This is a genomic window from Roseibium sp. SCP15 (genome assembly GCF_040329435.1).
Lineage (GTDB): Bacteria > Pseudomonadota > Alphaproteobacteria > Rhizobiales > Stappiaceae > Roseibium.
Window position 1 is genome coordinate 313,243 of sequence record NZ_JBDZYI010000002.1, and the last position, 24,303, is coordinate 337,545.

The 24,303-nt window shown below is 56.7% G+C and carries 25 protein-coding genes; 8 read left to right on the forward strand and 17 right to left on the reverse strand.

The features are described 5' to 3' along the window. Positions 1 to 207: 207 nt before the first annotated feature. The 6 genes from ABLO27_RS08790 to ABLO27_RS08815 all read right to left on the reverse strand — a co-directional run bounded on the left by ABLO27_RS08790 (position 208) and on the right by ABLO27_RS08815 (position 7,804). Positions 208 to 1,506, reverse strand: a complete 1,299-nt coding sequence (locus tag ABLO27_RS08790) for a DEAD/DEAH box helicase (RefSeq protein ID WP_353032118.1) — start codon at positions 1,504 to 1,506, stop codon at positions 208 to 210. A gap of 337 nt (positions 1,507 to 1,843) precedes the next feature. Then, positions 1,844 to 2,959: a PQQ-dependent sugar dehydrogenase gene (locus tag ABLO27_RS08795; protein ID WP_417714779.1), complete on the reverse strand. Its 1,116-nt coding sequence runs from the start codon at positions 2,957 to 2,959 to the stop codon at positions 1,844 to 1,846. 94 nt (positions 2,960 to 3,053) lie between these two features. Beyond that, positions 3,054 to 3,395, reverse strand: a complete 342-nt coding sequence (locus tag ABLO27_RS08800) for a chorismate mutase (RefSeq protein WP_353032122.1) — start codon at positions 3,393 to 3,395, stop codon at positions 3,054 to 3,056. A gap of 78 nt (positions 3,396 to 3,473) precedes the next feature. Further along, a complete protein-coding gene (locus tag ABLO27_RS08805) occupies positions 3,474 to 5,768 on the reverse strand; it encodes an NADP-dependent malic enzyme (protein ID WP_353032124.1) in 2,295 nt (764 codons plus the stop codon). A gap of 109 nt (positions 5,769 to 5,877) precedes the next feature. After that, complete coding sequence (locus tag ABLO27_RS08810; RefSeq protein ID WP_353032126.1) at positions 5,878 to 6,522, reverse strand: ceramidase domain-containing protein; 645 nt, start codon at positions 6,520 to 6,522, stop codon at positions 5,878 to 5,880. Positions 6,523 to 6,577: 55 nt separating this feature from the next. Then, positions 6,578 to 7,804 (reverse strand): PLP-dependent aminotransferase family protein, encoded by a 1,227-nt coding sequence (locus ABLO27_RS08815; RefSeq protein ID WP_353032128.1) that lies wholly within the window; start codon positions 7,802 to 7,804, stop codon positions 6,578 to 6,580. A 186-nt stretch (positions 7,805 to 7,990) separates the two neighbouring features. Here ABLO27_RS08815 and moaB point away from each other — a divergent pair, with 186 nt between their 5' ends. The 3 genes from moaB to ABLO27_RS08830 are packed head-to-tail and all read left to right on the forward strand — an operon-like array spanning position 7,991 to position 10,074. Beyond that, a complete protein-coding gene (gene moaB / locus ABLO27_RS08820; RefSeq protein ID WP_353032130.1) occupies positions 7,991 to 8,548 on the forward strand; it encodes a molybdenum cofactor biosynthesis protein B in 558 nt (185 codons plus the stop codon). A gap of 1 nt (position 8,549) precedes the next feature. Next, positions 8,550 to 9,053 carry a GNAT family N-acetyltransferase gene (locus ABLO27_RS08825; protein WP_353032131.1) on the forward strand — a complete coding sequence of 168 codons (504 nt, stop codon included), beginning with the start codon at positions 8,550 to 8,552 and terminating at the stop codon, positions 9,051 to 9,053. A 43-nt stretch (positions 9,054 to 9,096) separates the two neighbouring features. After that, on the forward strand, positions 9,097 to 10,074 hold the full coding sequence (locus ABLO27_RS08830) for a glutathione S-transferase family protein (protein ID WP_353032133.1): 978 nt from the start codon (positions 9,097 to 9,099) through the stop codon (positions 10,072 to 10,074). Positions 10,075 to 10,089: 15 nt separating this feature from the next. On the opposite strand, the gene ABLO27_RS08835 is transcribed toward ABLO27_RS08830, so the two are convergent. Next, on the reverse strand, positions 10,090 to 10,539 hold the full coding sequence (locus tag ABLO27_RS08835) for a VOC family protein (protein ID WP_353032135.1): 450 nt from the start codon (positions 10,537 to 10,539) through the stop codon (positions 10,090 to 10,092). Between the two features lie 106 nt (positions 10,540 to 10,645). Further along, positions 10,646 to 11,341, reverse strand: coding sequence for a glycosyltransferase (locus ABLO27_RS08840; protein WP_353032136.1), 696 nt, complete (start codon positions 11,339 to 11,341; stop codon positions 10,646 to 10,648). Between the two features lie 110 nt (positions 11,342 to 11,451). On the opposite strand from ABLO27_RS08840, the gene ABLO27_RS08845 reads away from it, so the two are divergent. The 3 genes from ABLO27_RS08845 to ABLO27_RS08855 are packed head-to-tail and all read left to right on the forward strand — an operon-like array spanning position 11,452 to position 13,773. Beyond that, positions 11,452 to 12,585 carry a PA0069 family radical SAM protein gene (locus ABLO27_RS08845; protein ID WP_353032138.1) on the forward strand — a complete coding sequence of 378 codons (1,134 nt, stop codon included), beginning with the start codon at positions 11,452 to 11,454 and terminating at the stop codon, positions 12,583 to 12,585. A gap of 45 nt (positions 12,586 to 12,630) precedes the next feature. Next, positions 12,631 to 13,281 carry a ribonuclease HII gene (locus ABLO27_RS08850; protein ID WP_353032140.1) on the forward strand — a complete coding sequence of 217 codons (651 nt, stop codon included), beginning with the start codon at positions 12,631 to 12,633 and terminating at the stop codon, positions 13,279 to 13,281. 27 nt (positions 13,282 to 13,308) lie between these two features. Next, positions 13,309 to 13,773 carry a GNAT family N-acetyltransferase gene (locus ABLO27_RS08855; RefSeq protein WP_353032141.1) on the forward strand — a complete coding sequence of 155 codons (465 nt, stop codon included), beginning with the start codon at positions 13,309 to 13,311 and terminating at the stop codon, positions 13,771 to 13,773. Positions 13,774 to 13,942: 169 nt separating this feature from the next. Here the strand turns inward: ABLO27_RS08855 and ABLO27_RS08860 are convergent, their stop codons facing one another. The 8 genes from ABLO27_RS08860 to ABLO27_RS08895 all read right to left on the reverse strand — a co-directional run bounded on the left by ABLO27_RS08860 (position 13,943) and on the right by ABLO27_RS08895 (position 21,652). Continuing rightward, entirely contained in the window at positions 13,943 to 14,422 is a 480-nt protein-coding gene (locus tag ABLO27_RS08860) for a F0F1 ATP synthase subunit B (protein ID WP_353032142.1), read from the reverse strand. Between the two features lie 10 nt (positions 14,423 to 14,432). Continuing rightward, positions 14,433 to 14,981: a F0F1 ATP synthase subunit B gene (locus ABLO27_RS08865; protein WP_352940115.1), complete on the reverse strand. Its 549-nt coding sequence runs from the start codon at positions 14,979 to 14,981 to the stop codon at positions 14,433 to 14,435. A gap of 77 nt (positions 14,982 to 15,058) precedes the next feature. Beyond that, entirely contained in the window at positions 15,059 to 15,286 is a 228-nt protein-coding gene (locus ABLO27_RS08870) for a F0F1 ATP synthase subunit C (RefSeq protein ID WP_008191441.1), read from the reverse strand. 81 nt (positions 15,287 to 15,367) lie between these two features. Next, positions 15,368 to 16,117, reverse strand: a complete 750-nt coding sequence (locus ABLO27_RS08875; protein WP_352940116.1) for a F0F1 ATP synthase subunit A — start codon at positions 16,115 to 16,117, stop codon at positions 15,368 to 15,370. A gap of 56 nt (positions 16,118 to 16,173) precedes the next feature. Continuing rightward, a complete protein-coding gene (locus ABLO27_RS08880; RefSeq protein ID WP_353032144.1) occupies positions 16,174 to 16,563 on the reverse strand; it encodes an AtpZ/AtpI family protein in 390 nt (129 codons plus the stop codon). Between the two features lie 207 nt (positions 16,564 to 16,770). Then, positions 16,771 to 20,229: a chromosome segregation protein SMC gene (smc, locus tag ABLO27_RS08885; RefSeq protein WP_353032146.1), complete on the reverse strand. Its 3,459-nt coding sequence runs from the start codon at positions 20,227 to 20,229 to the stop codon at positions 16,771 to 16,773. 87 nt (positions 20,230 to 20,316) lie between these two features. After that, complete coding sequence (locus ABLO27_RS08890; protein ID WP_353032148.1) at positions 20,317 to 20,952, reverse strand: DsbA family protein; 636 nt, start codon at positions 20,950 to 20,952, stop codon at positions 20,317 to 20,319. A 190-nt stretch (positions 20,953 to 21,142) separates the two neighbouring features. Continuing rightward, positions 21,143 to 21,652 (reverse strand): DUF721 domain-containing protein, encoded by a 510-nt coding sequence (locus tag ABLO27_RS08895; protein WP_353032149.1) that lies wholly within the window; start codon positions 21,650 to 21,652, stop codon positions 21,143 to 21,145. A gap of 225 nt (positions 21,653 to 21,877) precedes the next feature. Here ABLO27_RS08895 and mutY point away from each other — a divergent pair, with 225 nt between their 5' ends. Continuing rightward, the gene (gene mutY / locus ABLO27_RS08900) at positions 21,878 to 22,945 is read left to right on the forward strand and encodes an A/G-specific adenine glycosylase (protein ID WP_353032150.1); all 1,068 of its coding nucleotides are present in this window, start codon (positions 21,878 to 21,880) and stop codon (positions 22,943 to 22,945) included. Between the two features lie 44 nt (positions 22,946 to 22,989). Here mutY and ABLO27_RS08905 read toward each other — a convergent pair whose 3' ends face one another. After that, positions 22,990 to 23,376: a VOC family protein gene (locus tag ABLO27_RS08905; protein ID WP_353032153.1), complete on the reverse strand. Its 387-nt coding sequence runs from the start codon at positions 23,374 to 23,376 to the stop codon at positions 22,990 to 22,992. A gap of 275 nt (positions 23,377 to 23,651) precedes the next feature. Between ABLO27_RS08905 and ABLO27_RS08910 the strand changes: the two genes are divergently transcribed. After that, positions 23,652 to 24,089, forward strand: a complete 438-nt coding sequence (locus tag ABLO27_RS08910) for a VOC family protein (RefSeq protein ID WP_353032155.1) — start codon at positions 23,652 to 23,654, stop codon at positions 24,087 to 24,089. Positions 24,090 to 24,303 lie beyond the last annotated feature (214 nt).

The following is a 24,303-nucleotide window of genomic DNA, read 5'->3' on the forward strand; positions in this document are numbered from 1 at the left end:
GCCGTAGATATGCGGCTGGATGCCTTGTGGGCAAGGAGATCGTGAAATCATAACCGGACTGCGGCGGTTACGGAATGGTTTGACGGCTCTAAAAACAACGTTGGAGAGGTTTGTGCCGCTCTGATACCCATCGGCCACAGGGTTGGCACCGGGAAGGCCACTTCCCGGTGCATTTTTTTCAATCCGGCCAATGCCAGACGCCAAATCTCAGGCAGCGCTCTTGCGATTGTTCGGTCGACGCCGACGCTGTTGCCTGGAATTGGCCCTGTTGTCGTTGTCCCCGGAGGCTGCCCCTTTACGAAACGGCTTCTTGCCTGCCGGCTTGCCGTTGCGATTGTTACCGCCGCGTTTGCTGCGTCCTGTCGCTGCCGACATTGGCGGAACGTCACCGCTGGCAATCGTGATATCGATGCCGATGAGTTTTTCGATCTGCCGGAACAGACCGATTTCTTCAGGGGCGCATAGCGCAACGGCTTCGCCTTCGGCACCCGCCCTCGCGGTCCGCCCGATCCGGTGGACATACGCTTCCGCAACTTCCGGCAGCTCAAAATTGTAAACATGGCTGACGCCCGGAATATCAATCCCGCGCGCGGCAACATCCGTTGCCACAAGCACGTTGATTTTTCCTTCACGCAGATCGCGGATCGCGCGATCGCGCTGACCCTGGCTCTTGTTTCCGTGAATGGACCCTGCGGCAACACCGCTTTGAGACAACTTGCGCATCAGGCGCTCTGCACCGTGCTTGGTGCGGCAGAAAACCAGCGACATTCCGTCCGGTTTGGACTGAAGCTGCTCCAGCAGGAAGTCGCCTTTTGCCTTTTGGTCCATGAAATGAACGTACTGGGTGATCTTGTCCGCTGTCCGACCGGCCGGAGCGACTTCCACTCGCACGGGTTCATTGAGGTAGGACTGTGCCAATTCGTTGATCTGTTTCGGCATGGTTGCCGAAAACAACAAAGTCTGGCGATCTTGTTTCACAAGACCAGAAATCCGGCGCAATGCGTGGATGAAGCCGAGGTCCAGCATCTGGTCAGCCTCATCCAGAACCAGATAGGTTGCCGTTCCGAGGTCAACAGCTCGGCGGTCAACCAGGTCCAACAGCCGTCCGGGCGTCGCCACCAAAATGTCGGTGCCCTTGGAAAGGCGTTTGATCTGGCCGTTGATAGAAACTCCGCCAACAACTGACGTCACCCGAAGTGGCGTCTTTTTCAGGAAGGAAATCAGGCTCTTTGCGATCTGATTTACCAGTTCGCGTGTCGGAGCCAGGATCAGTGCCCGCGTGCCTTTCGGCTGCGCCCGTTTGTCCTCATCCAGAAGTCTGTCAATCAGCGGGAGGCCGAAGGCGGCGGTTTTGCCTGTTCCGGTCTGGGCCAGTCCCATCAAGTCCCGGCCTTCCAGGACAAGCGGAATAGCTTTCAACTGGATCGGGGTCGGGGCGTCGTAGCCGTTCTCGGCAACAGCATGCAAAAGGTTGTCGGAAAGTCCCAGGCTTTGAAAGTCGGTCAAATTAAATTCCTTGGTTCAAGCGTAGCAAAACGCTTGGAAGACCGCACTGGAGTTCCAATGCAGTTTGATTTTGGATTGCGGCAGCCGTTTCGCTTAATCGTCAGGCTCTTTGCCGCCAGACCCTCGCGTGACATGGGAACTGGTTGAACCTCTCATTAGGTTCGGAAACATTGCAATCGCAGAGCGGCCACTCTGAAAGTCGCTATACTCGAACTTCCGGGGCGCTCAATCTGCTCACGCGGCAGCAGTTGCAGAGCGCTATATCGTCGGCGCGGCCCGGAATGTCAAGCAAAGGCTCTAGAATTCACCCTCAGGCGACTTCACTTTCCCAGGCTCCTCACGGCACCAGGCGGATCAGGCTGCCATCATCGCTATCCGTCAAGACATAGATGAAGCCGTCCGGCCCCTGTCGAACGTCGCGAATGCGTTCCCCAAGATCGCCAAGAAGTTGCTCCTCTGCGACGATCTTCTCGTCCTGAAGCTCAAGCTTGGCAAGGTGCTGGCCACGCAGTGCCCCAACAAGAAGGTCGCCTTGCCAGTCGGGGTAATTGGGACTGGTGACAAACGCCATACCCGACGGGGCAATCGAAGGATCCCAATAGTGAATGGGTTGCTCCATTCCGGGTTTGGATGTCCCTTCGCCAATCTTGCCGCCCGAATAGTGACGTCCGTAGGAAATCACCGGCCAGCCATAGTTCTTGCCGGCCTCCGGAATGTTGATTTCATCACCGCCCCGCGCACCGTGTTCAACAATCCAGAGAATGCCTGTTTCCGGATGAATAGCGGCACTTTGCGGATTGCGGTGACCGATGGACCAGATCTCGGGCTTGTAGGCGCTCTCATTGACAAAGGGATTGTCAGCGACCGGCGCGCCATCTGCCGTCAGTCGCAATACTGATCCGGTATGTTCACCGGTGTCCTGTGCTCTGGGGCCGTCCCCACGATCCCCCAGCGTCATGAAAAGCGATCCGTCAGGTGAAAACGCCAATCTGGAACCGAAATGGCGCCCACCATATCCCTTGTTGTTTGCAGCAAAGATGGTCTTGCCATCCTCAAGACGATACCCACCTTCATCGGCAACCAGCTTGGCTCGGAACAACGACGTTCCCGCCCCTTCCGGCGAGCCTTGGGAAAAGGTCATGAATATCGTTGCGTCGCTCGCAAAATCCGGGCTGAGTGCGATATCGAGCAAGCCGCCCTGCCCTTGCGCAAAAACTTCCGGCACGCCGGGAACAAGACTCTGGTCGCCTTCCTCGGAAACGAACTTGAGAAGTCCGTCGCGCTCGGTGATCAGGTAGCCACCTTGAGGCAGAAACGCGACACTCCAGGGATAGGAAAGACCGTCGGTGACGGTTTCAAGCTGAACAGAGGATTGGGCAATGGCTTGCCCGGTGCCGGCCAATCCAACGAGCGCAATTGCAGCTATCGTCGAAACAGCGAATTTCCTGGTCATCATCAACGGCTCCATCCAAAAGGTCGCCTTCAGGCATTTCCCTTTACGTAGGATAGCAAACCGCTGCTGACAGCAGCCTTCACGTTAATTTTTGTCAATCCGCGACTTTGGCCGCGTCTGCGCCTTGAGCGGCGAGACGTTCAGCGATTGTGCGTTTTTCGTAGGCAACGTTCCAGGCAATCAGCGTACGCCAGACTTCTTCAACCTGTTCACCTTCCAGGCCGAGCGCTTCTGCGCGATCCTTGATGGAGGCCACCATGGTTTCGATCCGTTCGCCATCAAACGCTTCGTCCGGGTGCTGCTTCAGCTGAGCCATGCGCCGGACATAGCCCTGCCGGCGAACAAAGATTTCCAGCAGTTCTTCATCCAGTGCATCGATTGCGGTCCGGATGTCTTGTTTACAGACACATTCTGCAGGCGATTTCACTTTTGCCATCCAGTTGCTGAACAGGGGAACGAGCGCGAACCGGTCTAGCGGTCCGCGCTGTCAAAATGAAGGCGCAAATTGAAGCAGCTAGTCTTCTGCCTGGGTCTGGGCCTGGACGCTGGCCAGTGCCGACATATTGACCACCCCTCGGGAGGTGACGGATGGCGTCAGGATGTGTGCAGGTTTGGCCGTGCCCAGCAAAATCGGCCCGACATGCAAGGCCCGCGTGGCGACCTTCAGGAGGTTATGGGCAATGTTGGCCGAATCCAGGTTCGGGAACAGCAACAGGTTCGCCTCCCCTTTGAGTTTGCTGTTCGGCATCACTCCGTCCCGCAACACGGTGCTCAATGCGGAATCACCATGCATTTCGCCATCGGCTTCCAAGTCCGGATAACGCTCCCAGATGATGTCCAGAGCTTCACGCATCTTGCGCGACGATGCCGTGTCCCTTGAGCCGAAATTCGACATGGATAACAAGGCGATCTTCGGCTCGATACCGAACCGCCGGATTTCGTTGGCCGCCAGAATGGCCATTTCGGAGATTTCCTCCGCCGTCGGATCTTCCGTGACAAAGGTGTCTGACAGAAACAGTGCCCCCTGACTGTTGATCAGGAGCGACAGCGCGGAAAGGTCATGAGCGGTGTCGCAGACACCGATGACTTGCTTGATGTCGCGGTGGTGCCGAATGAAGCGGCCTTCCAGACCGCAGATGACCGCATCCGCATCTCCCCGCCGAACGGCAAGCGCAGAAATCACGGTGCTGTTGGTTCGAACCACGGTACGGGCTGCGTTAGGAGGCATGCCCTTGCGGCCAACACATTCAAAATACTCCTCCACATAGTCGCGGTAGCGCGGATCGTCCTGCGGGTTCACATATTCAAAGTCGACATCCGGACGGATTTTCAAACCGAAACGTTCGCAGCGGGCCTTCAGAACATCCGGACGGCCTACCAAGATCGGCTTGGCGATATTGTCTTCAAGCAGCACCTGAGCCGCACGCAGCACGCGCTCGTCCTCGCCTTCCGCATAAATGATGCGTTTGGGGTCCTTGGACGCGTTCTGAATGATCGGCTTCATGATCAGTCCGGAACGGAACACGAAGCGGTTCAACCGATCATAATAGGCATCGAAGTCAGTGATCGGGCGGGTTGCGACACCGGACTCCATCGCCGCTCTGGCAACAGCGGGTGCAATGCGCAGGATCAGGCGCTGGTCGAATGGAGACGGGATCAGGTAGTTCGGTCCGAAGGTTTCGGTCTTTCCACCATAGGCGCGCGCAGCGACGTCAGATGGTTCTTCCTGGGCAAGACCTGCAATCGCCTCAACCGCTGCCCGCTTCATCTCCTCGTTGATCGTCGTCGCGCCAACATCCAGAGCACCACGGAAGATGAACGGGAAACACAGAACGTTGTTCACCTGGTTCGGATAGTCCGACCGGCCGGTGCACATGACCACGTCGTCGCGTACTGCCTTGGCGTCTTGCGGCATGATTTCCGGATTCGGATTGGCAAGGGCGAGGATCAACGGTCCCTTGCCCATTTTCTTCACCATGGCCGGTTTCAGAACACCGGCAGCGGACAATCCCAGAAAGACATCCGCATCATCGATGACTTCGTCCAGGGTGCGCTTGTCGGTCTTCTGGGCAAAGACCGCTTTCCACTCATCCATGAGCGCTTCACGGCCCTCATAGACAACGCCTTCAATATCCGTGACCCAGATGTTTTCGTGCTTCGCACCGAGGGAAACCAGCATGTTGAGACAGGCCAGCGCTGCTGCCCCTGCACCGGAGGCAACGATCTTGGCTTCTTCAATCTTCTTGCCGGCGAGCTGCAATCCATTGCGGACGGCGGCGCCGACGATGATCGCGGTGCCATGCTGATCGTCGTGGAAGACAGGGATGTTCATCCTTTCCCTGAGCTTGTCTTCGATCATGAAGCATTCGGGCGCCTTGATGTCTTCCAGATTGATGCCGCCAAAGGTCGGCTCCAGCACGGAAACGGCATCGACGAACTTGTCGACATTGGTCTCGTCCACTTCGATGTCGAAAACATCGATACCGGCGAACTTCTTGAAGAGAACGGCTTTCCCTTCCATGACGGGCTTGGAGGCAAGCGGACCGATGTTGCCCAGCCCGAGAACGGCAGTGCCGTTGGAAATCACTGCGACCAGATTGCCCCGCGAGGTATAGTTGGCTGCCTTGGCAGGCTCTTCGGCAATTTCAAGACAGGGAGCTGCAACACCGGGAGAATAGGCAAGCGCCAGGTCGCGCTGGTTGCCGAGAGGCTTGGTTGCCTGGATCTCAAGTTTACCGGGCTTTGGATGCTCGTGATAAAACAGGGCGGCTTCGGTCAGATCGCTTTCAGTCTTGTTGCTGTCGCTCATTTTTATCCCTGTCTTCCTGCCTATTCCGCTAGGTCACTTGTTGTTGCTGCAAGAGCTCCGGCTGACACCATAGTTGAACTCCTGCAATTTCGTGAATTGTCTCTGTGGTTTATCCGGCGCGCTGCAAAATGAGAACCCGTAATAGTGCGAACAGCACGATGCTGTTCAGGATATGCCACAGGAAATGCGTTCCGATTTCGATGTGCCCGCACAGCGGTTCATCCAAGGTGCGGAAGGTTACCGACACCGCAAAAACCACACCGGCCAGCAGCACCTGCGCCCCAAGCTTCTGGTTTTTGCGGGAATAGAGTGCCCCGACGACGAATATCGCCAGCAGGGCCGGCACGTAACCTGAAGATGATGCTGCAATCGGCTCGACCGCGTCGGCGATGAACGGCGTCGCAGCAAAAAAGGCGATCACGATGCCAAGCGCCCCCCACCATGGCAGCTGCAAAAAACGCTTGAGAGCGAAAAAGAGGTAGATGTGAATGAAGAGTGCAATCGGGATGACATCGGCGAGCAATGCCCAGCGGGTTGCGAACGTGTGAAACAGAAAGGATCCCACACCGGTCGCAAAGACGATCGCGATCAGAAGAAGTGCGGGAAAATCGTCCGGCGTTTTCCTGCGCCAGATTGCGAAGGCGGCAAGCGCAGCCAGCAAAAAAGCAGCATTGGTGATCGCGTTTAACGGCTCGGACCAGAATTCGGGTCCAAGCCGCTCGCAATAGTTATTCAACTGATCTGTCAGCGCCATTCGCCCTCACCTCTTTCTCAGCACTCAGACCAACCGAAGACCTTTTGTCCTTTGCTTACAACTTGGACGTGACAGTTTCTGTAATCAACCTTCCAAGCCTTGAAATACCTTCTTCTATTTTTTCATAGTCCGCACAGGAGAAGCTGAGACGCATCGTGTTGGCGCCGCTGCCGTCCGGATGGAACGCCTTGCCGGGCACGAAGGCGACCTTCACCGTTCCCACAGAGTGTTCCAGCAGTTCTCCTGCATCAACGTGCTCCGGCAAGGTTACCCAAATGAACATTCCGCCATCCGGCCTTGTCCAATGAGTACCCTCCGGCATGTGTTTTTCCAGCGCTGACAACATTGCGTCACGACGACCCTTGTAGACCCCGTTCGTGTGCGCCGTATGAGATTCGAACCCGGTTTCGGCGACGCGCGCCATCGCTTCCTGGTTCAGGACCGGTGTGTTCAGGTCACTTGCCTGCTTGATAAGCACCAGGCGTGAGATGACTTCCGATGCCGCGCAGATCCACCCCAAACGCAATCCGGGCGACAGGGATTTGGAAAAACTGCCGCAGTAGAGCGTGCGGCTGTTGTCAATGCCGCCTGACAGCTCGCAATCAAGAGCCAGGATCGGGGAGATCGGATCGCCATCGTACCGCAGGCTCTCATAGGGAGCGTCTTCGATCACAGCACAGCCGAGATCAACGGCCAGCGACAGGACCCGGCGGCGTTCTTGCGCATCAAGCGTCAATCCTGTCGGATTGGCAAAGTCCGGTGAAAGGTAGGCGAATTTGATCGAACCACCGGCTTCTCGTGCCTTGGCCCGGTAGTCTTCAGCCGTCCGGTTGGTTCCGGGGTCCAGCCGGTCATATTGAAGTTCGTAGGCATTGAAAGCCTGAACCGCGCCGAGATAGGTCGGCCACTGGACCAGCGCCGTGTCGTTCTCCGACAAAAACAGCTTGCCCAGATAATCGAGCCCCTGTTGGGACCCTGAAGTAATCAGGATGTTTTCCAATCGGCACTCAACGCCCATCTTGCGCATATGGTCGACGATCCATTGCCGCAATCTCACGCTGCCCTCACTGACACCGTATTGCAGCGCTCTTGCCGCATCCGGACCACCCAGAATGTCTGAATAGGCTTTCTGAAACGCTTCTGCCGGAAAAAGCGCAGGGTCGGGGATTCCGCCAGCAAAGGAAATCACGTCTGGCTGGTCGAGCAGTTTCAGGAGTTCACGGATTTCCGACGCACGCATGCGCGAGGCGCGTTTGGCGTAGAGACTTTCCCAGGTGGACATGATTGGCTCGTCTGCAATTGGATAGATAATTATTAAGTCAATAATACTGACCTATCTATATTGCAAGTGTCCTAATCTTGTTATTTTTTGTAATTTTATTTCAATGACTGACGGTCAGGTGCCTCGTTCATGCCACTGGAATGAGCGAGCTCTATCGCCTATGTGTTGGGCACAAAGGAGCAATTCATGTCGCGCATCGATGATACCCGCCCGTTCATTCCTCTCAATATCGCGGTCCTGACCGTTTCTGATACGAGGACGCTGGAAGAAGACCGCTCCGGCAACACGCTGGAGGACAGGATCGAAAAGGCCGGCCACATGGTTGCCGACCGCAAGATTGTCACCGACGACGTGCCCGCCATCCAGGAGATTGTCAGGAGCTGGATTGCGGACAAGGGCGTGGATGTGATCATTTCAACCGGCGGAACCGGTTTCACCGGGCGTGACGTGACTCCCGAGGCAATGGAACCGCTCTTTGAAAAACGGATGGACGGCTTTTCGGAAGTCTTTCACCGGATCTCCTACGACAAGATCGGCACATCGACCATTCAGTCCCGGGCGACCGGCGGTGTTGCTGGGGCAACCTATATCTTTGTGCTGCCGGGATCTCCGGGAGCCTGCAAGGATGCATGGGACGGCATATTGAAGTGGCAACTGGACTACCGGCACATGCCCTGCAACTTCGTTGAGATCATGCCTCGGCTGGATGAACACCTGAAACGTGGCAAATTGCAGGAAGCCTGACTTGGCCGCCTTCCACATCAGACCGGCCGTTTCGGAAGATGAAGCAGACGTTTCCGCACTGCTTCTGAGAAGCTATTCAGCATTGTTGGCAGAGGCGTACGATGAGGGAACACTTCAAAAGGCCTTGCCGCTAATCGCAAGCGCCAGGCCGGAATTGCTCGCCTCCGGCACGTATTATGTTGCGGAAACCGATGGCGGCAAGATAGTCGGCGTCGGGGGCTGGACCAGGACTTCACCGACCGGCAGGAACGAAAGCGTCAACAACGGCAACATCCGGCATTTCGGAACCGATCCGGACCATATTGGCAGAGGTGTCGGGCGGGCCTTGATGGACCGATGCCTGGAAGAGGCAACCCGCGCGGGCCTGTCGGAACTCAATTGCTATTCGACCCTCAACGGTGAAAGATTTTACAAAGCCTGCGGGTTCGAAAGCGTCGAGCCTTTCGATATTGAACTGCCCGGAAATTGCCTGTTCGCATCGGTCCGGATGACCCGACCTCTTTGAGAAATGGCAAGATCACCCAATATTGCTCTGAAAGGAGGACGGAATGGGACTGCTCGTCGATGGTGTCTGGGTTTCCGATGCAGAAGGCAGTGATATTTCCAATGATCGCTTCGAGCGCTCCAAAGCGCAGATCCGCAATTGGGTGACCAGCGACGGGTCGGCAGGACCGACCGGCGTGGGTGGCTTTTCAGCTGAAAGCGGCCGCTACCATCTCTATGTAGCCTGGAACTGCCCCTGGGCTCACCGAACGCTTCTGATGCGCGCCCTCAAAGGTTTGCAACCGCACATCCCGATTTCCGTATTGGCTCCCAGGCGCACCGAGGACGGTTGGGTGTTCGCCCCCGAAGATGGCTATGTCGATACGCTTGGCAATTCAAACGCCCTCCACGAGATCTATTCTGCAGGCACGGATAATTATTCGGGCCGTGTCACTGTTCCGGTTCTCTGGGATACTCAGACCGGCAGACTGGTCAGCAACGAGTCCGCTGAAATCATCCGTATGTTCAACGATGCCTTCGTCGGCATCGCCGGCATTGGAACCGATTTCTTTCCAGAACGGCATCGTGAAGAGATCGAGGACTGGAACAGCTACATCTATCCGAAGCTGAACAACGGGGTGTACAGGGCCGGGTTCTCACGCTCCCAGGAAGCGTATGACGAGGCGGTTGCCGACGTCTTCGAAGCGCTTGAACGCATCGAAAGGGCCCTGGAAAACCGAAAATGGCTGTTGGGCGATGAAATCACCGAGGCCGATGTCAGATTGTTTCCAACGCTGGCGCGTTTTGATGTTGCTTACTGGAGTGCCTTCAAATGTAACAGGCGCCGGCTGACCGACTACCCGAACCTCTGGAATTACACTCGCCGCTTTCATGCGCTGCCGGGTGTTGCGGACACCGTAAAGCTGGAGATCTATCGACAGGGCTACCACTCGAAAAGCGAAGCCCGCAATCCGCACGGTATTGTACCCTTGGGACCGATTGTCGATTTCAACAGGGGCCTGGAGAACCAAGCCATGGCATAGCAGGTCTGGATGCGGTCAGCCTTCAACGCCCCACTGGGCAAGCTCGATGGTGATCCCTTCCGGGCCGGTAATGAAGTAAAGCAACCTGTCGTGAAAACCCTTGAGCTCGCTGCGCACTTCGACACCGTTGCTCTTTAATCTTTCCACCATCGCCTCGGCGTCGTTCACCTTGAAGCAGATGTGATTGTAACCGGTCTTGTCGAGACGGGTACACAACGGGTCGACAACCACTTCGGGATTGCGATAGTGCAGCAGTTGAATTTCAAAGCGCGGTGACAGGCCCGGAACAACAAGAGTAATGTGATCGGCCTCGAGGTTTTCCACGCCCATGTATCCGGCAAAGACCTCTCCTTTGATGACCGTGGTCTTCTGCTTTTCCTCTTCAAATCCCAAAAGCGAAAAAAAGTACCGGGCCGCGTCGAGATCCCGGACCGCGATTGTACAATGGTCAAAACTCTGGATCATCCGAACCTCGCTCGCTGAGTAACGACATGACGAAAACTACACTCCAGATTGTGCGGAGAGCATGCTTGCGTCAAGATTGAATCCGGTGACGATGGATACTAGGAGGTCACCCGTGCAGTTTCACGGCCACTCGCGCTGGAATTCGCAAGGTGCCAACACAGAAGCGGGCGAGCGTCCGACGGAAACGGGTCACCATCCCCTCTTCCTCCGGATCACCTGAAGACACTGCGGCTGCCCTTAAGAAAACCAGTCGGCTGCGACCGATACGCTTGGCAATGTCCAGATCTTCCAGCTCCGGCAAGAGCCGATGGCCGCCGAGCTTTTTGTAGAACTGACGCGAGATGAGCAGTCCCTGATTGCCATAGGGCATGCCGAGCAACTGGGAACGCACTGCCGCAACCGTTTCGGTGATGCGCGCACTCAAACCGAATGCCTCGAAGCGAAGACGGAAGCTGGCGACGGTTTGTGGGCCATTGGGCGCTCTCCCGGCCCGCTCGATAAACGCCTGAGCTTCATGGTGCCAGCCGCTTTCCAGCAACGTTTCCGGTCTCAGAAACAAAAGCCAGTCGCCACGTCTGGCGATCGAGGCGCCATGGTTCAGCCGTTCGCTTCGGGATGTTCCCGGGCAGCTGGCCCATACGCATCCCGCAGCATCGGCGACTTTCTCCGTGTTGTCGGAAGACCCGGCATCAACGATGATTACCTCGCGGACCACACCTTCGGCAGCTGCCGGAACGAGAGCCGACAGCGCGTGTACGAGTTCTGCCTCTGAATTTTCTGTCGCAATAACCACACTGATCATGATGCTGAGTTTTACATGAAAAATATTGCAGTGCGAGAGAGGGGGCTTGTCTGATCGCAGTTTTTGACTAATGTTCTCATTATGTTCTCACCCTTACACGAAACACGTTCATGAGCGCCGTGCTGCAAACTGCTACTCCCCCCTGCCACGACGAAAGCCAGGTCGCACCTAACGCCCGGCTCCAGGAAGACCGCCGCCGCGGTCGCGGCGCTGCATTGAACAGGTCAGGGCGATTCGAGCCGCTATCCCGTGAGAGCTTTGACGATGGCTGGGACAGCCTTGAAGACCTGCCGCCGTTGAAGACACAGGTTCAGGAAGAGCAAGCCAGGACGATTATCACACGCAATGAATCGCCGGACCTGTCATTCGACCGGTCGATCAACCCGTATCGGGGATGCGAACATGGCTGCGTCTACTGTTTTGCCAGACCAAGTCACGCCTTCATGGGCCTGTCTCCAGGACTGGACTTCGAGACCCGCCTTTTCGCCAAACCCAATGCCGCCCAGTTGCTGGAAAGAGAACTCTCCAAACCCGGCTACACGCCACGCGTCATAGCAATCGGTACCAATACGGATCCGTATCAACCGCTCGAGCGCGGCTACAAACTGATGCGGGATATTCTGGAAGCTCTGGAGAATTGCGGCCATCCGGTTGCTATCGTGACCAAGTCCGCTCTTGTCACAAGGGATATCGACATTCTTGCGCGCATGGCGGAGCGCAATCTCGTCAAGGTCGCCCTCTCCGTGACAACACTGGACAAAAAGCTGTGCCGCGCAATGGAACCGAGGGCCTCTGCACCGCACAAGCGGCTTGGCGCCATCAAGGCATTGTCGGAAGCCGGTATTCCAACTTCGGTCATGATGGCCCCCATAATTCCGGCACTAACCGACAGCGAGATTGAAGCTCTTCTTGAGGCGGCAGCCGAACATGGAGCTCAGGAAGCCGCCTTCATCCTCCTGAGGCTTCCTCTCGAGGTGTCGGAACTTTTTCGCGACTGGCTGTTGCGGGAAAGGCCGGATCGTTACCGGCATGTGATGAGCCTGATCCGGTCAATGCGCGGTGGCAAGGACTATGACGCCAAATGGGGTGAGCGCATGCGCGGTCGCGGCCCCTATGCGGACCAGATCGCAAAACGATTCTCGCTGGCCGCCAAGAGGTTTGGGCTGAACCTGCGCCGCAAAAAACTCAACACCGAAGACTTCGTCCAACCGCAAAAAGGCGGTGTGCAACTAAGCCTCTTTTGAAGAACCCGCTTGCGAGTGAACCACGCTGGCGGCAGGCTGCACCTCATGTCAGACAGTTTCTCTCTTTTCGACCTGCGCTTCCCCGACAGTCCGGATCTCGATCTGGAGCGCAGGCACGCGGCATCGTTTAACGGGTTGCTCTGTGGTGTCGATGAAGCAGGCCGAGGTCCCTGGGCCGGTCCGGTGGTGACCGCCGCGGTCATTCTTGACTATGACAACGTTCCCGAAGGGCTTGATGACTCCAAGAAGCTAACTGAAGCAAAGCGGGAAGAGCTTTTCGGGCAGATTGTCACGAGCGCACATGTCTGCGCGGCCAGCGCCTCTCCTCAGACCATCGACCGGCTAAACATTCGGACAGCCACGCTTTCGGCCATGGTCCGTGCCGTTAACGGCCTCGCCCTGGCACCTGAATACGTTCTTGTGGATGGCCGTGATGTTCCCAGAGGTCTGAAGCAGACCGGACAGGCGCTGGTAAAGGGAGACGGCCGGTGCTTGTGCATAGCTGCGGCGTCCATCGTCGCCAAGGTCACCCGGGACCGGATGATGGTTCAGCTCGAGGAACACCAGCCCGGTTATGGCTTTGCTCAACACAAGGGATATGGCGTCCCCCAACATCAGGAAGCTTTGCAAAAGCTCGGTCCGACACCACATCATAGGATGTCCTTCAAACCAGTGCGGCTTGCGGCGGGGGAATAATGCACTCCACAACGGGATTGCCGGATCGTGTCCTTGAGAATTCAAAAGGCAGAAATACATCACGCTGCAGATCTACTTGAGCTCCAGATACTGGCCTATCAGAGCGAAGCTGAAATCTACCAGAACTGGACAATTGATCCGCTTATCGAATCGCTCGACGAAATGCGCGCCGCCTTCGACACCCATCTGATCCTCATGGCAAGGATGGGAGGTCAGCTTGCCGGCTCTGTCCGTGCGCGCCTGCAGGATGGTGCCTGTGACATCGGGCGTGTGTTCGTTTCGCCCGAATTTCAGGGGCAAGGTATCGGACGAATGTTGATGTCGTCGATCGAACGCGAGTTCGAACATGCCAGACATTTTTCGCTGTTCACCGGGAGCGACAGCGAGCGAAACATCTCGTTCTACGAGAAACTCGGCTATTCCATCACGGGAAGACGACTGGCAAAGCAACAGATTGAGCTGGTGATCATGCAGAAGCAAAATGGACATTGAGACCGGTGCAAATCTCCCGTCAGCGTCGACTGTATGAGCAGACTGTCTCACTCCTGGCCGACGAACGCTCGGGCATGTATCAACTGACCAGACAGCACACACCTGACGAGGCAATAAAAAAGCGGCCCCTGAAGGCCGCTTTTCAAATCTTGGATAAATCAGAACCGGTTTAGTTCAGGCGTTCCTTCACCTGAGCGATGCTCTGGGAAAGAATATCGTCGGCAACCTTGTCCTTGACCTTGGCGCTCAGAATGTGTTCGGCCGCGGAGACAGCAATGTCTGCTGCCTTGGAACGAACTTCCGCAATCGCCTGCGTCTCTGCCTGAGCGATCTTTTCTTCCGCAGCCTTGGAGCGGCGGGCGATCATCTCTTCCAGAGCCTGGTTGGTTTCAGCGGTCAGGCGCTCAGCTTCCGCAGTCGCTTCAGCGACGATTGCTTCTGCTTCGCCTTCTGCCTCATGACGCTTGCGCTGATACTCAGACAAAAGAGACTGGGCTTCTTCACGCATCTTGCGCGCTTCTTCCAGTTCCTTGCGGATGTCATCAGCACGGTTATCAAGCGCAGAACCGACCTTGGCCGGAACCTTGATGTAGGCGATCAGAGCGAGGAAGAGGATAAGACCAACCAGGGCCCAAAAAGTAGCGTCCATGTTGGTCTCCTCAGTTCATCGCCGACTTCAGCGCCTTGGTCAGATCGGTCTTGGTCGGAGCCTTACCAATCAGCTGCTCAACGAGAGCAGTCGTGGTGTCTCCGGCAATTTCACCGATCTGGGACAGAGCTTCCGTCTTGATCCCGGCAATATGCGCTTCTGCCGCCTTCAGCTTCTCACCAAGCTCGACTTCCGCGTTCTCGCGGCGAGATTCGTGGTCAGCCTTAAGCTTGGCCCGCGTGTCATGGGCAATGCCATGCGCCTTATTCCGCGCTTCGGCCAGAGCCTGCTCGTAAGCCGCAACAGCCGCGTCGGTTTCGTCCTTCAGCCGGTTGGCTTCAGAAAGATCACCGGCAATACGGTCCTTGCGGTCTTCCAGGATACCGGCAATCCGAGGCACCGCCACGTTCTTCATCATCCAGTAGAAAAAGCCAAAGGTAATGGCCAGCCACAGGATCTGAGAAGCATAGGTGGTTGCGTCGAAGGGCGGGAACCCAGCGCCGTGCTCGTCCGCCGGAATATGAACTTCCGTGTTCGTTTGTTCGGCGTTGCCTGCCATGTCCTATCTCCAAAATCCGATCGGGCGGCAGAGCGCCGCCCCCGGAGTCGCGTCAAAAATCTCTAAAGTTTAGAGAATTAGACGGCGAAGAGCAGGAGAAGAGCGATGAGCAGGGAGAAGATGCCCAGAGCTTCGGTAACGGCGAAGCCGAAAACCAGACGACCGAACTGACCGTCAGCGGCAGTCGGGTTGCGCAGAGCGCCGTTCAGGTAGTTACCGAAGATGGTGCCGAGTGCGATAGCTGCACCGCCCATGCCGAGGCATGCGATACCAGCGCCGATGTATTTTGCTGCTTCTGCTTCCATGACACGTGCTCCTAAGTAGTGTTTATGCAGATTTCAGATAAGTCCAAGCGGCGGTTTGAGCCGCCGCAAGAGCGGGATTGCTTAGTGTGACGGGTGAAGGGCGTCGTTCAGATACATGCAGGTCAGGACCGTGAAGACGTAGGCCTGCAGGAAGGCGACAAGGAACTCCAGCGCGGTCAGCGCGACCGTCATACCGAGCGGAAGGATTGCACCGGCGGCACCAGCGACGCCTGCGGCGCCCATGCTGACGATAAAGCCGGCGAAAACTTTGAGGGTGATGTGACCGGCCAGCATGTTCGCAAACAGACGAACAGAGAGACTGATCGGACGGGACAGGAAGGAAACAACCTCGATCGGTGCAACGATCAGCAGGAGAACCGGCGGAACGCCTGCAGGTGCAAAGAGGTGGAAAAACTTCAGCCCGTGGCGCATCAGGCCGTAGATGGTCACAGTCAGGATGACCAGCATGGCAAGAGCGAAGGTGACGATGATGTGGCTGGTTACCGTGAAGAAGTACGGGAACATGCCGAGAAGGTTTGCCATCAGGACAAACATGAAGAGCGAGAATACGAGCGGGAAGAAGCGCATTCCTTCGGTTCCCGCCGAACTTCGTAGCATCCCCGCCACAAACTCATACGCCATTTCCGAAAGCGACTGCATGCGGGTCGGCACGAGGCCACGACCGCTGGTGGAGAAGATCAGAAATGCGGACGCCGCTGCAACGGTCAAGACCATGAAGAGCGAAGAGTTGGTGAAGGAGAAATCCATTCCTCCGACTTCGATCGGAAAGAGTGTCTGGATTTTGAACTGAGAGATCGGATCGTTCGCCACCGGTCAGCCTTTTTCGCTCATAAATCTTGTCAGGGCGCGGTTATCGCGCAGAAAACTCACTTAGATCCGTCGTCCTGCGTATCGTCGCGCTTTATTCGCGCTTCCGGGTGGGCTACCTCGCCCGCGGCCCTCAGCACGTTCAAAACACCCGCAGCAAACCCAATCAGCAGGAACACGATCAACCCGAAGGGTGACGTTCCCAGCCAATGGTCGCAGAGCCAGCCCAGACCGCCTCCAACCACAATCCCTGCAATGAACTCAGAAGACAGTTTCATTGCCTGGGCGTAGCCGGGTGCATCGCTTTTCTGGGATTTGCGCTCAGCGTCTTCCGCCGCACGCTGCCCCTCTAGCATCCGGTTTAGCCGATCCCGCCGTTCCGACAGATCCGCTTCAGAGGTCGCCTTGGTTGGACCGTTTGTTTCGTCGTTATGCGAAGAGCCACTCATGTTGATCCCCGCACCTAGAAACTGTTTCGACCCGGCCCTTGGACACCCCCTTAAGCCGCGCGCACCATAGTCGGGGGCCCCAGCCCTGTCAAGAACACTAATAAATAAGTTAAATACTTGAAGTTAAAGAGAAAATACCGCACGAAGGCAATTTGTCTGACCATAGTCTTACCCGAAAACCTTTCTCAAGCGGTCTTCGAGGGGCACTTAGCCGGTTTCACGGAATCGTTCAGCGGTTTCCAGATCCACGGAAACGAGCTGGGAAACGCCACGCTCGGCCATGGTGACACCGAACAATCGGTTCATGCGCGCCATGGTAATTGGATTGTGGGTAATCACGACAAACCTCGTTTCAGTACTCGCCGCCATTTCGTCCAGAAGATCGCAATAACGCTCGACATTGGCATCATCCAGGGGAGCGTCTACCTCATCAAGAACACAGATCGGCGCCGGGTTCGTCAAAAAGACCGCGAAGATCAGGGACATTGCCGTCAACGCCTGCTCACCGCCCGAAAGCAGCGTCATTGTCTGCGGCTTCTTGCCGGGAGGACGTGCGATGATTTCAAGCCCTGCATCCAGCGGGTCATCAGAATCGACCAGCTGCAGCTCGGCCGTACCGCCGCCGAACAAATGAGTGAACAACCGCTGGAAATGACCGTTGACCACCTCAAACGATGCCAGAAGCCGTTCGCGGGCTTCCCGGTTCAGATTTGAAATGCCGGTGCGCAAACGACGAATCGCCTCGATCAGGTCATCGCGTTCCGAAGTCAGAGTGGTTTTCTGCTCATCAATCTCACGCAATTCTTCTTCGGCCCGCAGGTTGACACCGCCTAGACGTTCCCGCTCGGCCTTCAAACGCTCCAGCTTGCGCTCCATCGCTTCAGGGTCGGGCAGCGGCGCTCCTTCCTTCAGGCCGGCGATTTCCGGCAAGGCCGCGACAGAGACTTCAAGGTCCTCATCGATGCGGCGCTCCAGGTTTCCTTTGCGTTCGCGTGCCGCTTCCAGCCGCTCTTCGGCACGGATCTTCTGCTCGCGCGCGCCTGACATGGCTTCCAGCGCCACTTTGGCAGCACGGTCAACATCAGCCTGATCCAACTCCGCTTGCTGTAACCGGTCGTCCCTGGCCTTCTTCTCTTCCTCGGCCTTGGCGATGGCAGAGAAAAGGTCACGTCGCTTGATTTCGATGTCTTCGGGAGCTTCGATAAGTTCCGCGCGTTCTTCTTCGGCTTCTTCCCGCCTTTCGGTCAGGACCGAGATCTGCTGGGCGGCGTTGGATGCACGGGTCTTCCAGCTGTCATATTCGCGGGCAATCGACTCCAGACGCCGATCCCTCAACTGCTGCTCCCGGGCAAAGCCTTCGGAAACTGCCCTCGCCTCTGCGAGCGCATTGCGCGCCGAGTCAACCTGCCCCTGAAGCTCCTCAATCTGGCCTTGGTAGCTGGTGCTGTCGGGCGCCTCTTCTAGGCGTTCCTCGGTTTCGACCACCTGCTCGCGCGCCATCTCCGCTTCTTCGCCAAGGCGATCCGCCCGGTCCTGAGCCGCAGCTTTCTTGGCTGCCAGCTGGGATATGGCACGTTCCGCTGCCTGGAGCGCTTCACGGGCCGCAGCAACACTGCGCTGCCCGTCACGTACTTTGCCGCGCGCATTTTGCTCAAGCTCCACGGCCTGCCGGACGCGCGCCGCAGCAGCTTCCAGGGCCTGTTGCCGATTTTCAACCTCGCGGCGAGCTGTCTCGATTTCCTCCGCCAGTTCGGCCAGACGGTTTTTCTGGGCAAGACGTTGAGCTGCGGGCGTCGGCGCGTTGGCAGCCACCACGAAACCATCCCAACGCCAAAGATCGCCCTGCTTCGACACCAGTCTCTGGCCGGGCTTCAACTGTTTGCGCAGCTCCGGTCCCTGCGCCTGTTCCACAATTCCAATCTGCCGCAGCCGGCGCGACAGCTCTTCCGGCGCAATCACGACATCTGCAAGCGAGCGGGACTCGTCGGGCAAATCAGGATCTTCGCGTCCTTCAAGAACCCCGCCCCATTTCACTGCAGCTGCATCATCCAGCGATGCGTCCAGATCCTCTCCGAGCGCCGCGCCAAGCGCGGTCTCATATCCCTGTTCAACCTTGATCTGTTCGACAACCGGAGTGTGATCCTGATCGGAGTGGACATTCAATACCTGCTCAAGCGTTCGCGCCTCTGTTTCGAAGCCCTGCAGAAGCTGCTGGGCTTCGCTCAGCGGCAGACGAGCTGATTGCTCCTGTTCCCGCGCGTCTCTTGTCGCCGTTTCCGCCTCCTCAACAGCACTTTCGGCTTCCAGAAACGCTTCCTCGGCAATTTCCAGGGCCTCCCGGTTTTCGGCAACGCCGTCGCTTTCGGCCATTTGAGCATTGAGATCGGCAAGTGCCTGCTGAGCTTCCTGAGCCTGCGCAACAAGCCGGTCAGCACGTTGACGGCTTTCCATAACCGCGCGCTCCAGCTGACGTCGCTCGGCACTCGCCCGTGCCTCCGCTGCCGTAAGCTCCGACAGTTTCACCTCCAGGGACCGAACAACCTCCTCGGCTTCGGCAACCTTTTCACGGGCTGTCTCGGTGCGTTCCTGCACCATTTCATTTTCTTCCAGAAGCTCGGCGCGTTCCTCCGACAGGCGCTCGAGGACCTCATCGTTTTCCGACACCATGCTCTGCTCGCGCCGGATATCCTCGGCAAGCTGTACAAGCCGCCGCTCCAGATCCTGCAGCCTTTCCTTTACCCGTCGTTCTTCCGCATCGAGTTCATTGCGGGCGATTACGAGTCGCTGCAGCGCGGCACCTGCCTTGGCCGCGTCGTCCCGCAGCTCCGGAAGCTTGTGCGCCGCTATTGCCTGAATGCGAGCGCTTTCTGCCTGCAGGGCCGTCGCTTCGTTCACCTGTTTCTGCGCTTCGGTAAAATGTTCTTCTGCCGAGACAAGTGCATCACGTGATTCGGTCCAGCGAATAAAAAGGATGGACGCCTCCGCACCGCGGATTTCCGACGACAGGTTCCGATACCGTGACGCCTGCCGGGACTGACGCTTCAGGCTGTCGAGCTGGCCGTCGATCTGGACCAGAACATCTTCGAGGCGTTCAAGGTTCTGCTCTGCGGCACGCAAGCGGATCTCGGCTTCGTGCCGGCGCGAATGAAGACCTGAAATGCCTGCAGCTTCTTCCAGGATCTGACGCCGCGACGTCGGCTTGGCCGCAATCAGTTCGCCGATCTGACCCTGACGCACCATGGCAGGAGAGCGGGCACCGGTAGACGCATCGGCAAAGAGCAGCTGCACGTCACGGGCACGCACGTCCTTTGCGTTGATCTTGTAGTTGGAGCCCTGCTCGCGCTCGATCCGCCGGCTGACCTCCAGGAGGTCGGCATCGTTGAATGCCGTGGGGGCCGATCTGTCAATGTTTTCAAGGAAAAGCGAAACTTCTGCGGTGTTCCGGGCCGGACGGTTGAGACTTCCGGAGAAGATCACATCGTCCATGCCGGAGGCACGCATGTTCTTGTAGGAATTCTCGCCCATCACCCAACGCAGGGCTTCGACGAGATTGGACTTTCCGCAGCCGTTCGGACCGACCACTCCGGTCAGGCCGTTGCCGATGATGAATTCCATCGGCTCGACAAAGGATTTGAACCCGGCAATGCGAAGCTTGGAAAATCTCATCGGCGCCCGAGCCTCCGGGAGGTGGGCGCCGAGAAAGCGTGTTCAAGATCAGAGCGAACCTTATCGCCCGGCAGCAAAAGTGCCGGTTTAGAGATTCTTCTCGATGATCTTGCCCATTTCGTCAATCGACAGCGCTCCGGAGACCATTTCGCCGTTGATGAAGAATGTTGGCGTGGAGTTCACACCGAACTCATTAGCGCCGCGATCTTTCACAGCATTAACTGCGTCAAGCAAACCCTGGTTTGTCAAGCATTCCTCAAAGGACTCTTGTGTAAATCCGATCTGTTTGGAAAAGTCGAGCAGCGATTGATAGGGATTGTCGGTAAATGCCCAGTTCCGCTGCTGTTCGAACATGATGTCCACAATCTCGAAATATTTGTCCGCAGGGGCACAGCGGGCAAGCATGAATGCAGCCGCAGCGACCGGATCCAGCGGGAACTCGCGGAAAATGAAGCGCACCTTGCCGGTGTCGACATAGTCTTTCTTCAGGTCAGGCCAGGTGCTCTTGTGGAAATTTGCACAATGGCCGCAGGTCATCGACGCATATTCGACGATTGTTACCGGCGCATTCTCGTCTCCAAGGATTTTGTCACCCAGCGGACCGGGTTTCAGCAGCTCTTCCTGATCTACGGATTGCGCGAAGGCCGGAACGGTGGCGGCAACACTGAATGCAGCCGTGGCCAGGGCGGTGGTTTTAAGAAACTGTCTACGGGTCTGGGTCACGAAGATCGTCCTATCACAAGTTTTAGACGCAGCACCCTACGGTGCGAATTCTGTAGCTTCATGTGCCCCTTCAGGCACGGCGCGTCAACAAGGCTTATCAAATGTGGCAGGAGCGAGGAGCTTACAAAGCTCTGTTTCACAAAGTTGTTATCGGCTGAACACGCTACCGTTAGGTCAATACTCGCCCCGATCAGGCGGCCTCATCCGTGTTCTTTGCGATCACCTGTGCGCCGAGCTTTTTCAAGGCTTCGCGCAATCTCTCGTTTTCAAAGCCCTGAAGGCTGTCGTCGAGCTTCTTTTCCTCAGATTGGGTCAGCTCGCGCAGTGTCTTGCGCGGTGCGACGCGCTTCACCTGCACAGGCTTTTGCAGGATCTTTATGCGTCCAATTGCCGCCCAGCCATAGAAGGTGTTTATGCGTTCGATAACCTGCCCGCTGTCATGAGACAGCATCAGGGCCGTTGCGCCATCCGTGTGGACGACGAGCGTGGCCGGTTGCGGCACCGTTTCGGGGTCTCGCAGTTCCGGTTGCCGAGGCCAGACAAGTCTGTCCGGCTGAACACGCGTGCCATAGCGCTCACCGACGATATCGGCCCAGGAGGCAACGATATCGACCGAGGCAAAACCGCGCTTTCGGCAGACCGGCGTCATCGCCTTGCTGACAAGATCAGCAAGCGGCTTCGCCTCTCTGGACCTGCGCATAGAATTTGCCTTTACCGCGCTAATGACCTACCTCCTCTTCCGGCCAAGCAAAAATAGCATAGATTTGCCAGCATTACGGATAGAGATGTTGTCTCCCAATAGAATGCGACAAAATAACGACCAATACTTCCCCGATACGCTTGTGCCGGGCTTACTTCACGAAGTTGTCCCCAGGCTTTCCAGTTTTACACACTTGGACTCATCCACGTGAACTCGGCTGATCACATGAATTCTGCTTCCTTAGCCACGACACTTTTGCACTGGTACGACCGTCATGCACGGAAACTGCCGTGGAGAGTAAGTCCCCAGGACCGGAAACTGGGAGAAATTCCAGATCCTTACAAGATCTGGCTATCGGAAGTCATGTTGCAGCAGACCACAGTGGCTGCGGTGAAGGACTATTTCCAGAAATTTACCAGGACATGGCCAACAGTCGAAGATCTTGCCAGTGCGGAAGAAGAAGACGTCATGAAGGCCTGGGCGGGGCTCGGCTACTATTCCCGCGCCCGCAACTTGAAAAAATGCGCCGATACAGTCGCAAATGAGTACGAGGGCCGGTTTCCCGACGACGAAAAAGCTCTTTTGGAGCTGCCCGGTGTAGGTCCGTATACTGCTGCAGCCATCGCGACCATAGCATTTGACCGGCATGCGGCGGTTGTCGACGGCAACGTGGAACGTGTGCTTACAAGATTGCAACAGATCGAAACGCCTCTTCCCGACGCGAAGGCGGAAATCAAGGCGGTCATGTCTGATTTGACACCATTCGACCGGCCCGGTGATTTTGCCCAGGCCGTTATGGATATCGGCGCGACCATCTGCACGCCAAAGCGGCCTGCCTGCTCGTTGTGTCCATGGATGGATGCCTGCAAGGTGCAAAACTCAGCCATTGCCGAAACGTTGCCCAGAAAAGCACCGAAGAAGCAGAAGCCAACACGCTACGGCGCGGCTTTTGTGGCCAAGGACGAGATCAGTGGCGCCGTTTTGCTGCGTCGCCGTCCGCCAAAGGGCTTGCTGGGAGGAATGACCGAGGTGCCGGGGTCCGAATGGTCGGAAACTTTCGATCCGTCCCAGGCGCTGGACCATGCTCCCTTTTCCGCGAGCTGGCGCAAACAATCGGTCGAAGTGAAACATACGTTTACGCATTTTCATCTGAAGCTGACCATATACATCTCAGATCTTCCAGCCTCGACAGTCCCAACGTTGGAAAATAGCTGGTGGTCAGCTCCGGACACACTTCAGGATGAGGCCCTGCCGACTGTCATGCGCAAGGCCCTTGCCGCAGCACTGGACTGACGGGGCCAATTCATCGGCGTGCATGGGCGCGTGAACCGGAACTGTCAGGCCTTGCCTTCCAGGCTCACCGATACGTTCAGTTTGTTTCCGTCGAGATCGCGAACATAGGCTCCGTAATAGTCCGGGTGATAACTCCGCGGTCCGGGTGCTCCTTCATCCGATCCGCCACAGCGAAGTGCAGCGGCGTGGAACGCTCTCACTGTTTCAGCGTCGGGCGCATAAAACATGACCTGTGTTCCGTTGCCGAAGGTGGCTCGTTTTTCGTTAAACGGAATAACGACAAAGAAGGTGGTTCGCCCGTCAGTGCCCGCGTATCCTCTCTCATGCTCGTCGGAGAAAACGCATTTCATGCCGATGACAGCAAGAACTTCATCGTAGAACTTTCCGGCCGCCGAAATGTCATTTGTGCCGACGCAAACTCCTGAAAGCATGATGCAAAATCACCCTGTCTGTTTTCTGACAATGCCTTTTTCGGTTAGTTTGCTGTTCGTTGCCAATCATTTTCTTCAGCCGGGTGCATTTTCTTCCCATCCGTCGTTCTTCTTGCGCTCAAGCCCAAGAGAGTGTTTCAAGATCTCCATAAAACGCAGTCTGAAAACTTGGCAGCGGAAATTGTCAGAACTTGCCAACAGTTGCCGCAAGGATTGCGTCGCAGACTGATCAATCTTTTAATCATGCAGTCCCCTTTGAACTGAAGGATCTGCCGATGAAACCTGAATTTCAGGTCAAGGGTCTCAGTGAGATTGCCATCCATACAAACAACATGGCCGCGATGATTGCGTTCTACCGCGATTGCTTGGGGCTGGAGCCATTTGCGACCCGAGCGAGTGGCACTATCGAGTTCTTCCGCATTGGCGACGGTTTTGGCGGATTAACGACTGTTCTCGCTCTCTTTGATGCCGGCGCGAAAAAACAGGTGACTTCAGGGCGAAGCGACCCGGCTTCCTCCCTCCACCACATTGCGCTTTCCGTCTCGCGTGAAGAACAGGATATGGCCGAAAGATGGTTCGCCGAAAAAGGTATCGAAACACGAATAGAGAATTTCACCTGGGTCGGATGGCGGGGCCTGTTCGTAAAAGACCCGGATGGTAATACAGTTGAACTGGTTGCCAAGGTTGCCGAACCCTCGAACCCTGGTGACTAACGCACGCAGCTTCTCGCGTGAGCCAATTCAAAACTCCAAAATTCCGTGAGTAGCTTTTCGACAGGTGATCTGACGTCGTGATGCAATCGTCTTGCGCCATCCAGCACTGCAATCGGCGGCACAAATCCTCCCGGATTTTTTCCTCATCCAACTCCGCGACAAATACGTAAAGCGTTCGACACAGGCATCAGTCAAGCATCTGAACTGGCTCGGG